The sequence below is a fragment of the Methylobacterium platani genome, from assembly GCF_001653715.1.
In the GTDB taxonomy this organism is placed as follows: domain Bacteria; phylum Pseudomonadota; class Alphaproteobacteria; order Rhizobiales; family Beijerinckiaceae; genus Methylobacterium; species Methylobacterium platani.
The window spans coordinates 14,601-26,977 of the sequence record NZ_LWHQ01000004.1 but is presented as its reverse complement, the minus strand read 5'-3'; the positions used below and the strand labels follow the sequence as shown (position 1 = coordinate 26,977).

Below are 12,377 nucleotides of genomic sequence, written 5' to 3'. Positions count from 1 at the left end.
ATATCGGGTTCGCGGTCGGGATTCTCTCTCACATGACAGCACTGCGCTGAAAAGATGGCGCCTCGGCCGCACCCGTCATCCCCGCATAGAGGGCGCGCAGGGCGGTGGCGTGGGTCGCCAGCGTCGTCGGGGCGGCCCAGTAGCGGGCATGGGCGGCAAGCCCCAGGCGCCGCACCAGGGCATCGTCCGCGAGCCGGGCGAAGAGTTCGGCGAGCGCCCCGACCTCGGGCGGGCCGAGGAAGCCGGTCTCGCCGTGGACGATCCACTCGCCCGCCCCGGCCCGGTCGGAGGCCACCGCCGGGATGCCGGCGGCCAGCGCCTCGTAGATCGTGAGCGGGCCGGTCTCGCGCCAGCGCGCCGGGGCGACGACCGCCCGGGCGCGGCGGCGCAGCAGCGCCTCGACCTCCTCCGGCGCGCGCCAGCCGACGATCTCGGCGCCCGGCACGGCCCGCAAGTCCTCGGCGAGCGGCCCGTCGCCGACGAACAGCGATCTCAATCCCGCCCGGTGGGCGGCCTGGGCGACGAGGTCCGCGCCCTTCTCGCGGGTGAAGCGGCCGACGAAGGCCACGGCGTCGCCGGCGGCCGGATCGGCCGGGGCGGTCCGCGCGACCCGGACCGGATTGTCGACCCGGTGATGGCGGAAGGACGGGCCGTCCAGCATCGGCGCGAGCCGCGCCCGGCTGGCATCGGAGACGTGGACGAGGTCGAGCGGGCGGCGGGCGAAGCCCCGGTTCAGCGCCACCGATTGCACGGCCGAGCGGGCGAGCCGCACCGCCTTGTGGGCCCGGGATTGCGGGTCGCAAGGGGCCGCGAGGCAGCCGGCCGAGAGCGGGCGTAGGGTGCAGGGCTCGGCCGCGTCGAAGCGGTAATAGACGCCGTTCGGGCAGGCGAGGAAGTAGTCGTGCAGGGTCACGGCGACCGGCAGGCCGCTGCGCGCGAGCACCGGGAAGACCGCCGGCGAGAGCGAGCGGGTCCATTGGTGCAGGTGCAGCACGTCCGGCGCGACCGGCAGGCCGGCGAGCGCCGCGCGCAGGCGCCGCGCCGCCTCGCGGTTCCAGATCCCCTCGACCGCGCCGCGCCAGGCCGGGCGCTCCCACACGTCGGTGAGGCCCAGGGCCACCCGGCGGATGCCGGGATGGTCGAGCAGCGGATCGGCCGGCCCGTCGATGCCGTGGATCAGCGTGACGGCGACCCCGCTCTCGGCCAGCCCGCGGGCGGACTCGATCGCGACCTTCTCGGCGCCCCCCTTCGGCGTGGCGAAGTTCGTCAGGATGGCGGCGTGCATGGCTCGGCCCCTCGCGTGACGCCAGCCTAGCCGGGAAGGCCCCACCGCCCGGTTAAACGCCGGGGCGGACGCAACAGGCTCGGGCCCCGCGCGTTAGCCGGGCAGACCGTCCCCGGACCAAGGGGACATCCCGAGAGGAGAGAGCGCCGTGGCCGACACCAAGATGGGCGACACCAAGACCCCGAACCAGGACCAGCCCGGTTTCCGCCGCGACGGCGGCTCGCCGGAGGACAAGGCGCGGCCGGAGAACCAGCAGGGCAAGCTCAGCGAGCGCCTGGACGAGGGCCTCGAGGAGACCTTCCCGTCGAGCGACCCGGTCTCGGTCAAGATCACGAAGTAGCCGGCGGCAGGCCGGCCGGGCGAAGCGCGGCGCGCGGGGGGCAGGCCCGCGCGCCGCTGTCGTTCGTGGCGGCTCACTGCACCTCGAGCAGCCGGCGGGCGATGACCTGGGCCTGGATCTCGGCCGCGCCCTCGAAGATCGACAGGATGCGGGCGTCGCAGAGCAGGCGGCTCACCGGGTATTCGAGGGCGAAGCCGTTGCCGCCGTGGATCTGCAGCGCGTTGTCGGCCGCCGCCCAGGCGACGCGGGCGGCCAGCAGCTTCGCCATGCCGGCCTCGAGGTCGCAGCGCTTGCCGGCGTCCTTCTGGTGGGCGGCGAAGTAGGTGAGCTGGCGGGCGATGGCGATCTCGACCGCCATCATGGCGAGCTTGTCGGCGACCCGCGGGAACGACACCAGGGGCTTGCCGAACTGCACCCGCTCCTCGGCGTAGCGCAGGCCGACGTCGAGGGCCGATTGCGCGACGCCGACGGCGCGCGCCGCGGTCTGGATGCGGGCCGATTCGAAGGTCTGCATCAGCTGGGCGAAGCCCTTGCCCTCGACGCCGCCGAGCAGGTTGGCATCCGGCACCGCGAAGCCGTCGAAGGCGAGCTCGTACTCCTTCATGCCGCGATAGCCGAGCACCTCGATCTCGCCGCCCGACAGGCCCGCGACCGGGAACGGCTCCGCGTCGGTGCCGCGCGGCTTCTCGCCGAGCAGGAGCGACAGGCCCTTGTGGCCCGGCTCCTCGGGCTTGGTCCGCACCAGGACGGTCATCAGGTCGGCCCGGACCGGATGGGTGATCCAGGTCTTGTTGCCGGTGATCCGCCAGGTGTCGCCGTCCTTGACCGCCTTGGTGCGTAAGGAAGCCAGGTCCGAGCCGGTATTCGGCTCGGTGAAGACCGCGGTCGGCAGGATCTCGCCGGAGGCGATCTTCGGCAGGAAGCGTTGCTTCTGCTCCTCGGTGCCGCCGCACAGGATCAGCTCGGCGGCGATCTCCGAGCGGGTGCCGAGCGAGCCGACGCCGATATAGGCGCGCGACAATTCCTCCGAGACCACGCACATCGAGATCTTCGGCAGGCCCATGCCGCCGTATTCCTCCGGGATGGTCAGCCCGAACACGCCGAGCTCGGCCATCTGGGCGACGACCTCGAGCGGGATGTAGGCGTTCTCGAGGTGCCATTCGTGGGCGTGGGGCGCGACCTCGGCCTGGCCGAAGCGGCGCATCTCGGCACGGATCGCCTCCATGTCCTCGTCGAGGCCGGTCTCGCCGATCGTCGCGCTGCCCTGGCCCTCGCGGATCTGCCGCACCAGGGCGGCGCGGTTGCCGGCGGTGTTGCCCTCCGCGATCAGGGTCTCGACCGCCTCCGAGCGGTGGCGCGCCACCTCCTGGACCTTGAGGCCGAGCGACGAGGTCGGGCGCACCATCTCGCCCTGGCTCATCGGGATGCCGCCGAAGAGCTGCTCCAGGTACTCGCCGAGGCCGATGCGCACGATCAGCGTCTCGGTCTCGCCCAGGCGCCCCGCTTCCGCGAGGGCGGCGGCGTAGTTGCCGAGCTGGGCGATCGCCTCGGCATAGGTCGACACCCAGGCGAGGCCGTGGGCGGCGTGCTGCTCGGCCTCGAGGCGCTCGGGCGAGAGGCGGCCGTCCGGCCCGAGCAGGCCGGCCCGTACCCGGCGGGCGGCGTCCGCGGCGAGCGCCTTGGCGGCGAGGCCGGCCTCCTGCGCCAGGGTGACGAGATCGGTCGGGGCGGGGGCGGCCTGGGCGGACATCGGTCAGGTCTCCGGTGAACTATGCTGCGGCGCATACAAATAGCGGCGAATCGCCGGGCTGTAGAGGGCCCGCGCTGCCGCTGGGGTCCGACTTTCGGGGGGCGCGCGACTATTGCGCTGTGACGCCGCCGTCGATCACCATCTCGGCCCCGGTGACGAAGCCGGCCTCGTCGGAGGCGAGGTAGGCGGCGAGCCCCGCGATCTCCTCGGCTGCGGCATTGCGCCCGAGCGGCACCGAGGCGCGCAGGCGCTCGGAGAGTTCGTCGGGCGTGTAGCGGCTGCCGGCGGCGAGATCGCGCAGCATGTCGGTCTCGGTGAAGCCCGGATGGATCGAGTTGCAGCGCACGCCGTATCTCTGGCGGGCGCAGTGGAGCGCGACCGACTTGGTGAGCAGGCGCACCGCACCCTTCGAGGCGTTGTAGGCGGCGAGGTTGTGCCCGCCGACGATGCCGGAGACCGACGAGAGGTTGATGATCGCGCCCCCGCGGCCGGCGGGCGGCTTCATCGCCCGGACCGCGTGGCGGCAGCCCAGGAAGGTGCCGTCGACGTTGACGTCCTGCACCCGGCGCCACTCCTCGAGGGTCAGCGACTCGATCGTGCCGACCACCGCGATGCCGGCATTGTTGACCAGCACGTCGAGGCCGCCGTGGCGGGCGACCGTGCGGTCGACGGCCCTGGCCCAGTCCTCGTCCTGCGTGACGTCGAGGGGACAGGGATGGAAGGCCGGGTTCTCCGGCGCGACGCGCTCGGCCTCGGCGTTGTCGCGGTCGGCGAGGATCACCGCCGCCGCTCCCTCGCGGGCGAAGCGCCGCGCGATCGCGAGCCCGATTCCCCGCGCACCGCCCGTGACCAGGGCGACCTTGCCGGCCAGACGCTGCATCCGGATGTCCTTCCCGTGCGTTCCGCCTCTTTGCGTCGGGCGGTCCGCCAGGGTGGCGCGGCCGGAGGCCGGCCGCAAGCGCCGGATTCTAGAACTTCACCGCGGCGCCGCCGCGCACGGTGTTGAGGTTCATCTTGTGGCCGTCGAAGTCGTTGAACAGGACGTACTGGTACTCGGCGCGCAGGATCAGGTTCGGCGTGATGGCGTACTCGATGCCCGCCCCGGCTGCGATGCCGCCGACGATCTTCTCCTTGGTGCGACGGGTGACGTCCGGCGCGGCGAGCATGCTGTTGCCGGGGTCGTTCTGCAGGAAGGTCGCGTAGCCGGAATTGTTGACGTAGACCCGCTGCGACGGATCGCCGAGCGCCTGGTTGGCCCGGTAGGTCGTCTGATCGTACTCGTAACCTTGCACCGCCACCGTCTGGGCGATCTGCGCCCGGCCGATGGCGAAACCACCGGTCACGAACGGCATGAAGCCGCCGGTGCTGTAGCCGAAGCGGGCCCGGATGGTGGCGTAGTCCTGGATCTGCGTCGCGGCGTCGCCGGTGAGATTGGCCCCCACGAGGTAGCCTCGGCTGTCGGTCGCGAAGCGGCCGATCGCGTCGCTGCTGCGTCCGGTCAGGCCGAGATGGGTGTAGTCGAGCTCGACGCCGACGATGGTGTCGTCGAACTGGTAGTTCACGCCCGCGAAGGCACCGAAGCTCGCGCCGTCCCGTCGCACGTCGCGCGCATGCATCAGGGTGGAGGCCCCGAGGGTCGCTTCGATCGCGGTGGCGCGCAGGGCCTGGGCGACGGGATCGCGGAACACGTCGCCGAAGCCGAAGCTCGCGCTCGACCAGCCGCCATGACCGCCGACATAGATGCCCTCCCAGGTATCCAGGGAGGGAGCGGCGGCCGGCTCGTAATCGCCGCCGCGCAGGACGCCGAAATCGAGATCTGCGGCCTGCGCCGCCACGGGCGCGCCCAGACCCAAGCCGACAAGAATTCCTAAGGTCACGAAACGCATCTGGGCCGCCTCCGGCACGATGATCGGCAAAATTTGCCGTGCCGCAGCTAATACAATGCCTCAGTAACCTTAAAACTGCGTTACAGATACGAGATAGGGTTCAGTTCCCGACATGCGAAACGCCCGGCGCGACGGGCGCACCGGGCGTTTTTTACGGTTGCAGGCGAATGGGATCAGTAGGCGAGGCCGCCGAGCCCCGGCAGGGCGAGGCCGTTGCCGAAGGCCCAGCGCAGGCCGACCCGGAACTCGTTGGCGGCGATGTCCTTGATCCGGGTGTTCTGGTTGTAGGCGTCGAACCCGGTGCGGGCCTTGCCGACTTCGAGGTAGCGGTAGCTGGCGTCCACGCTGACGCCGGCGCCGATCTCGTAGGAGACGCCCGCCATCGCCGCCCAGGCGAGGCCGATCGCGGTGTGGTTGGCCCGGGCGTCGAAACCCTGCGCGCCGATCTGGTAGGTGCCGTCGACGCCGCTGCCGCAGGCGGTGGTGAAGCAGGTCGTGCCGGTCCAGGCGTCGTGGAAGCGCTTGCTCGCCATGCCGACGCCGGCGCCGACATAGGGCGTGAAGCCCCACCAGGTGCCGAGATCGACGTAGACGTTGAACAATCCGGTCAGGACGTCGAGCTTGCCGGCCTCGGTGTTGTAGCCCTCGACGAAGTTGGTGCGCGAGGAATAGTCGCGGAAGCGGCTGCGGGTGCGCCCGTCGACCGTGACGTCGGCGCGCAGGAAGCTGTTGAAGCGGTAGCCGATGCCGCCGCCGTAGCCGTCGGTGTTGCCGAGGCGGAACCCGACCAGCTTGGCGCCGTCGGTGCCCGGCAGGGTGTCGTCCTTCGGATGGCGGAAGTCGCTCGCCGTGTAGTCGCCGCGCAGGTACCAGCCCGAGCCGACCTCCACCGGGGCGGGGAGCGGCGGGGGCGGAGGCGGCGGGGGCGGCAGCAGGTCGGCGGCGAGCGCCGGCGCGCCGAGCAGACCGAGCCCGAGAATCGCGACCGGGAAGCAGTGACCGAACCGTGCCATGGGGCGCCCTTTCCTGCCCGTCGACTCCTCGGCCGGGGCGTGCTGCGCGGATGTGGTGCGGACCCGACGGGCCCGATAAACCAACGTAACCTCAGAAGGTTAGCGGGCGTTTAACCCTAACCGGCCGTCGATCCGGGCTCCGGCGCCCGCGGGCGCCGGAGTGAGGACCGTCAGTACTTGCGCACCAGCGGCATCATCGGCGGCGGAGGCGGCTCGTAGGCGGCGGCCACGACCGGCGCGCCGAACATCCAGCGCATGCCGAGCTTGATGTCGTGCGCCTCGATGTCCTTGACCTTGATCGGCGTCAGGGTGCTGCCGCAGAAGCAGTTGAGGACGCCGGTGCCCGCCTCGCCGAGGTTGAGGTAGCGATAGGCCAGCTCGAGCTTCAGGTTCGGCGTCACCGCGTAGGACAGGCCGGCATGCAGCGCCCAGGCGAAGCTGGTCTTCATGCGGTTCTTGTAGGTGCCGCCGGAGATGTTCTGGTAGCCGACCGCGCCCTGGTCCGGATAATCCGGATAGGTGTAGCTGCCGCTGATCTGGCTCGACTCCGACAGGCCCGAGAAGCGGTGGAACGCCGCGCCGACGCCGGCGCCGATGAACGGCGTGATGCCGTAGTAGTTGCCGAGGTCGGCGTAGCCGTTCACCAGGACCACGGCGGCCGAGTAGTTGCCGTTGGTGGTCTCGTAGGTGTGGTCCTCGTGATCGCGGCGCAGGCCGTTCTCGTCGTAGGTCGAGTACTGCGACTTGATCCGGTCGTTGGTGCGGAAGCCGCTGGAGAAGCGGTACTCGCCGGTCACGTCGCCGCGCAGCCACGAATTGAACTGGTAGCCGACGCCGATGCCGGCGAAGCCGCCGCCGCCGAGATCCGAGTTGTAGTAGTTGACCACGTCCGGGCTCGGCACCGTCGAGAGCTTCGGCGTGGTGTAGATGCTCGCGCCGACATCGCCGCGCAGGTACCAGCCGCCGGCGAACTCGACCGGCGGAGGCGGCAGCGGCGGGGGCGGAGGCGGCAGAAGGTCGGCGGCGTGGACGAGACCCGGCGCGGCCACGCTCGCTGCGAGCGTGAAGATGCGCGCCAGCGCGAATGGCTTGCGACGGCCCATGACGGTTCCCTGTTACGAAGAGCCGCTGAAATGTCGGGCGGCCGTTCCGGAAGACGTCACGACTGTCGCCGGGTTCGGTAAACCCGTGCTTAACGTTAAGCCTTAGGCCTGAGAAAGCGTTGCAATCGATCGGTTCGTCGCCGCCAAGACACGGTTCAAGACGCGGACCGGCCCGGCACAAGTCGTGCGGGCAGTTTCGTCAGATCTTCGCGCCGCGGCTGTGGCCGGCCGCGACGCGGAGGTGCCGGGCACCCCCGTCGCCGCGGGGCATCGGTCAGGCGGCGACCTTGCGCAAGGCCTCGACCACGTCGTCGACCACCCGCACCACGAGGTCGCGATCGTCGCCCTCGGCCATCACCCGGATCACCGGCTCGGTGCCCGACGGGCGGATCACGAGGCGGCCGCCCTCCCCCAGGCGCTGGCGAGCGCCCTCGATGGCGGTGACGACCGCGTCCTGGCGCAGCGGCTCGCCGCCGGCGCCGTAGCGCACGTTCTTGAGCACCTGCGGCAGCGGGTCGAAGCAGTGGCAGACCTCGCTCACCGGGCGCTGCTGGCGCTGCACCACGGAGAGGAGCTGGAGCGCCGCCACCAGGCCGTCGCCGGTGGTGGCGTAGTCCGACATGATGATGTGGCCCGACTGCTCGCCGCCGAGATTGTAGCCGTGCTCGCGCATGTGCTCGAGCACGTAGCGGTCGCCGACGGCGGTGCGGACCATGCCGAGGCCGAGGCCTCCGAGATAGCGCTCGAGGCCGAGATTCGACATGATGGTGGCGACGATGCCGTTCTTCGACAGGCGCTGGTCCTCCTGCCAGGAGCGCGCGACCACCGCCATCAGCTGGTCGCCGTCGACCCGCTGGCCCTTCTCGTCGACCACGAGCACCCGGTCGGCGTCGCCGTCGAGGGCGATGCCGATGTCGGCGCGCAGCTCGCGGACCTTGCTCACCAGCGCCTCGGGCGCCGTCGAGCCGACGTCGCGGTTGATGTTGAACCCGTCCGGCTCGGTGCCGATCGCGATCACCTCGGCACCGAGCTCCCACAGGGTCTCGGGCGCCACCCTGTAGGCGGCACCGTTGGCGCAATCGACCACGACCCGCAGGCCGTCGAGGGTCAGGTTGCGCGGCAGGGTACGCTTGGCGAACTCGATGTACCGGGCATGCACGCTCTCGATGCGCTTGGCCCGGCCGAGATCGGTGGAGCCGGCGAGCTTCGTCTGCAGGTTGGAATCGATCAGACGCTCGATCTCGCGCTCGACCTCGTCGGAGAGCTTGAACCCGTCGGGGCCGAAGATCTTGATGCCGTTATCCTCGAACGGGTTGTGCGAGGCGGAGATCATCACCCCGATATCGGCCCGCATCGAGCGGGTCAGCATCGCGACGGCCGGCGTCGGCATCGGGCCGAGCAGCAGCACGTCCATCCCGACCGAGGTGAAACCCGCGACCAGCGCGGTCTCGATCATGTAGCCCGACAGGCGGGTGTCCTTGCCGATCACCACGCGGTGGCGGTGGTCGCCGCGCAGGAAGACGAGCCCGGCGGCCTGCCCGACCTTGAGCGCGAGTTCCGGCGTGATGACGCCGTTGGCCCGGCCCCGGATGCCGTCGGTCCCGAAATACTTGCGCACGGTCGTCATCTCCCTGTCCCGATCCGGGCCACCCTGCCCCTCGGCAGGCGGCCCTGCGCAAGGCAGGTGCCGTCCCGATGGACGCGGGTCACACAGGGCCTGGGTTATTTTGAGGCATGGTCACAAAAGCAAGGGGCGGCGGGATCGCTCCCGCCGCCCCTCGAGCCGAAAATCGGCCGGTGTGGATTTCGCGTGCCCATTCCCGGGCCCGCATCGCCTCGATCAGGCCTGCGGCTGCGGCTCGTACCCGCCGTCGTTCTCCCGCGGCCGGCCGCGGCCGGCGGAGGGCACCGGCGAGCCGCGGGCCGGGTTCGGTGGGAAGTCGCCGGCATCGCGGACCGGGGGCTTGCCGTTGATGAGATCGCGGATCTCGTCGCCCGACAGGGTCTCGTATTCGAGCAGGCCGCGGGCCAGAGCCTCGAGGTCGGCGTGGCGCTCGCTGAGGATGCGGCGGGCATCCTGCAGGCCGGCCTCGATCAGGCGGCGGACCTCGGCGTCGATCTTCTGGGCGGTGGCCTCCGACACGTTCTGCTGCCGGTTGACCTGCATGCCGAGGAAGACCTCGTCGTTGTTCTCACCGTAGGCGACGGTACCGAGCTCGGGGCTGAAGCCCCAGCGGGTCACCATCATGCGGGCCAGCCGGGTCGCCTGCTCGATGTCCGACTGGGCGCCGGAGGTGACCTTGTCGTGGCCGAAGATCATCTCCTCGGCGACGCGGCCGCCCATCATGATGGCGAGGCGCGAGGTCATCTGCTCGAAGGACATCGACAGCTTGTCGCGCTCCGGCAGCTGCATGACCATGCCGAGCGCCCGGCCGCGCGGGATGATCGTCGCCTTGTGGACGGGATCGGTCGCCGGGACGTTGAAGGCCACGATGGCATGGCCGCCCTCGTGATACGCGGTCAGCCGCTTCTCGTCCTCGGTCATGACGAGGGTGCGCCGCTCGGCGCCCATCATCACCTTGTCCTTGGCGTCCTCGAACTCGTGCATCGTGACGATGCGCTTGCCGCGGCGAGCCGCCAGCAGGGCCGCTTCGTTGACGAGGTTCATCAGGTCGGCGCCCGAGAAGCCGGGGGTGCCGCGGGCGATCACCTTCAGGTCGACGTCGGGCGAGAGCGGCACCTTGCGGACATGGACGCGCAGGATGCGCTCGCGGCCGATCACATCCGGGTTCGGCACGATGATCTGGCGGTCGAACCGGCCGGGGCGCAGCAGCGCCGGGTCGAGCACGTCGGGGCGGTTGGTCGCCGCGATGATGATGATGCCCTCGTTGGCTTCGAAGCCGTCCATCTCGACGAGGAGCTGGTTGAGGGTCTGCTCGCGCTCGTCGTTGCCGCCGCCCAGGCCCGCGCCGCGGTGACGACCGACGGCGTCGATCTCGTCGATGAAGATGATGCAGGGGGCGTTCTTCTTCGCCTGGTCGAACATGTCGCGGACGCGGCTGGCGCCGACGCCGACGAACATCTCGACGAAGTCCGAGCCGGAGATGGTGAAGAACGGCACGTTGGCCTCACCGGCGACCGCCCGGGCGATCAGGGTCTTGCCGGTACCGGGGGGGCCGACCAGCAGCACGCCGCGCGGGATGCGGCCGCCGAGGCGCTGGAACTTCTGCGGGTCGCGCAGGAACTCGACGATCTCCTGCAGGTCCTCCTTGGCCTCGTCGACGCCCGCCACGTCCTCGAAGGTGACGCGACCGTGGGCCTCGGTCAGGAGCTTCGCCTTGGACTTGCCGAAACCCATGGCCCGGCCGGCGCCGGACTGCATCTGGCGCGACAGGAAGATCCAGGCCCCGATGAACACCAGGATCGGCAGCCAGTTGACCAGCAGCGCGATGAACCACGGCGTGTTGTCCGACGGCGGACGGGCCGTGATGGTCACGCCCTTGCCCTGGAGCTTCGACACCAGCGAGGGGTCGTTCGGCGCGTAGGTCGTGAAGGTGCCGCCGCTCGTGTAGGTGCCGCTCACCTCCTGGCCGGAGATGACCACGTTCTGGATGCGGCCCGCCTCGGCGTCGTTTAGGAGCTGGCTGTAGGCGATCTCCCCGCCGCCCGAGCGATGACCCGGATTCTGGAACAGGGTCACGAGGGCCAGCACCAGCAGGAAGATGACGACCCACAGGGCGAAATTGCGGAAGTTGGGGTTCATCGAAGAGTCAATCCCTGAGGAGCGCGGCGCGTGCGGGCGTGCTGGGGTGGGCACCGGCACTCGGACCGCAATGTAGGCACCCGCCCGATGCTTGCCAAGTAATCGCCCGCGCCTGCGGCACCGCGCAGGGGCCCGGCTCGCCGAAACGTCATCCCGGCCGGGCTCGGCCGCGGCGCGGCGGCTCGGGCGACAGGGTCAGGCGGCCGCCGCCGGCCGCGAGCAGGATCCCCGCGACGGTCCGCCGGCAGGGGCGGCCGTCCCGCAGGGCGGGCAGGACGGTATCGAGGACGACCCGCTCCAGCCGCTCCAGGCGCGGCGGGTAGGTCGGGGCCTCGGGCACCGGTGAGCGAAGTTCGGCGAGCGCCAGCCCGGCGACCCGCAGGGCCACCGCCTCCGGCAGGGCCGCGAGGCCGGGCCCGTCGAGGACGAGGCGCCCCTCCCCGCCCGTCCCGTCCCGGCGCAGGGCGCCCAGGGCGGTCGCGGCGGCCTCGTCGAGGGCCGCCTCGTCGCGGCGCAGGCGCCCGGCGAGCCGCGCCAGGCGGGCGGGGGTGAGCCCCTCCTCGGCGAGAAGCGGCAGCAGGCGGCGCAGGCGCGCGCGGCCGAAGCGCGGGTTGGCGTTGGAGGGATCGCGGCAGAACGGCCAGCCCCGGGCCTCGCAGGTCGCGACGAGGCGCGCCTTCGGCACGCCGAGGAACGGCCGGGCGAGGGTGAGGCCGTCGGGCCCGCGAGCGAGGGGGCGGGCCGGCGCCATGCCGGCGAGCCCGGCCGGTCCGGAGCCGGCGCACAGGCGCATCAGCACGGTCTCGGCCTGGTCGTCGAGGGTGTGTCCGGTGAGGACGAGGTCGGCACCGGCCTCGTGCGCGAGCCCGGCGAGCAGGCGGTAGCGCGCCGTCCGCGCCGCCTCCTGCAGCCGGGCGGACGGCTTGGGCCCGGTCCAGGCGAGAAGGCGGTGCGGCAATCCGAGGCGGGCGGCGAGATCGGCCACCGCCCGGGCCTCGGCGGCGGAATCCGGGCGCAGGCCGTGATCGACCGTCGCGACGGTCACGGGCAGCCCGGATCCGAGCGCGGCGGCGCAGCCCATCAGCGCCGTCGAGTCGGGCCCGCCGGAGACCGCCAGCACCGCGCCGCGGAACGGCGCATCCGGCCCGATCCAGGGCGAAAGGAGGCGGGCCGCCTCGTCGGCGTCGAGCGGACCGCCGGGATCCGGCTCATCCGGGCGGCTCACGCCACATGGATC

The 12,377-nt window shown here is 71.5% G+C and carries 10 protein-coding genes; 1 reads left to right on the top strand and 9 read right to left on the bottom strand.

Annotated features, from left to right (window positions below; genetic code table 11):
* Positions 1 to 28 precede the first annotated feature (28 nt).
* Positions 29 to 1,285 (bottom strand): glycosyltransferase family 4 protein, encoded by a 1,257-nt coding sequence (locus A5481_RS00995; RefSeq protein ID WP_064503721.1) that lies wholly within the window; start codon positions 1,283 to 1,285, stop codon positions 29 to 31.
* 148 nt (positions 1,286 to 1,433) lie between these two features.
* On the opposite strand from A5481_RS00995, the gene A5481_RS00990 reads away from it, so the two are divergent.
* On the top strand, positions 1,434 to 1,625 hold the full coding sequence (locus A5481_RS00990) for a hypothetical protein (protein ID WP_064503720.1): 192 nt from the start codon (positions 1,434 to 1,436) through the stop codon (positions 1,623 to 1,625).
* 73 nt (positions 1,626 to 1,698) lie between these two features.
* Here A5481_RS00990 and A5481_RS00985 read toward each other — a convergent pair whose 3' ends face one another.
* The 8 genes from A5481_RS00985 to tilS form a co-directional block, all read right to left on the bottom strand.
* Positions 1,699 to 3,375, bottom strand: a complete 1,677-nt coding sequence (locus A5481_RS00985) for an acyl-CoA dehydrogenase family protein (RefSeq protein ID WP_064503719.1) — start codon at positions 3,373 to 3,375, stop codon at positions 1,699 to 1,701.
* A gap of 109 nt (positions 3,376 to 3,484) precedes the next feature.
* A complete protein-coding gene (locus A5481_RS00980) occupies positions 3,485 to 4,255 on the bottom strand; it encodes a glucose 1-dehydrogenase (RefSeq protein WP_048437263.1) in 771 nt (256 codons plus the stop codon).
* 88 nt (positions 4,256 to 4,343) lie between these two features.
* Complete coding sequence (locus tag A5481_RS00975; RefSeq protein ID WP_048437264.1) at positions 4,344 to 5,261, bottom strand: outer membrane protein; 918 nt, start codon at positions 5,259 to 5,261, stop codon at positions 4,344 to 4,346.
* 173 nt (positions 5,262 to 5,434) lie between these two features.
* Complete coding sequence (locus A5481_RS00970) at positions 5,435 to 6,274, bottom strand: outer membrane protein (protein WP_064503718.1); 840 nt, start codon at positions 6,272 to 6,274, stop codon at positions 5,435 to 5,437.
* Between the two features lie 170 nt (positions 6,275 to 6,444).
* Entirely contained in the window at positions 6,445 to 7,377 is a 933-nt protein-coding gene (locus A5481_RS00965; protein ID WP_048437403.1) for an outer membrane protein, read from the bottom strand.
* 274 nt (positions 7,378 to 7,651) lie between these two features.
* Positions 7,652 to 8,995, bottom strand: coding sequence for a phosphoglucosamine mutase (gene glmM, locus A5481_RS00960; protein ID WP_048437404.1), 1,344 nt, complete (start codon positions 8,993 to 8,995; stop codon positions 7,652 to 7,654).
* A gap of 222 nt (positions 8,996 to 9,217) precedes the next feature.
* Complete coding sequence (gene ftsH, locus A5481_RS00955) at positions 9,218 to 11,140, bottom strand: ATP-dependent zinc metalloprotease FtsH (RefSeq protein WP_048437402.1); 1,923 nt, start codon at positions 11,138 to 11,140, stop codon at positions 9,218 to 9,220.
* A 148-nt stretch (positions 11,141 to 11,288) separates the two neighbouring features.
* Positions 11,289 to 12,365 carry a tRNA lysidine(34) synthetase TilS gene (gene tilS, locus A5481_RS00950; protein WP_064503717.1) on the bottom strand — a complete coding sequence of 359 codons (1,077 nt, stop codon included), beginning with the start codon at positions 12,363 to 12,365 and terminating at the stop codon, positions 11,289 to 11,291.
* Between the last annotated feature and the right edge of the window lie 12 nt (positions 12,366 to 12,377).